This is a genomic window from Salicola sp. AFF1 (assembly GCF_056783195.1).
The window spans coordinates 1-236 of sequence record NZ_JBXAYL010000244.1 but is presented as its reverse complement, the minus strand read 5'-3'; the positions used below and the strand labels follow the sequence as shown (position 1 = coordinate 236).

The 236-nt window shown below is 64.8% G+C and carries 1 protein-coding gene; it reads right to left on the bottom strand.

Annotation, left to right across the window (positions count from 1 at the left end):
* The coding region (locus AC1RQI_RS17520; RefSeq protein ID WP_481905881.1) for a hypothetical protein at positions 1-236 on the bottom strand (236 nt) is incomplete at both ends.

Here is a 236-nt window from a genome sequence, read left to right as displayed (position 1 = left end):
CGCAGATCGATGTTGAGATGGATCTGGATCTTGGTTCGCCAGGCCCAGCGCACCGTCTCCGCCAGCCACTTGTCGCCCTTGCGCCCCTGATTGGAGATCGCAAAGCGGTTCATGATCCGCAATTCGTAGAGGCCGGGCACACCGACGGCCGGCGCCTCGGCCTCCGGCTTGATGGTGAGGTCGAGGACCTCTTCCTTCTCGCCGCGGAACAGCGCCAGGATGCGGTGCGACGGCAG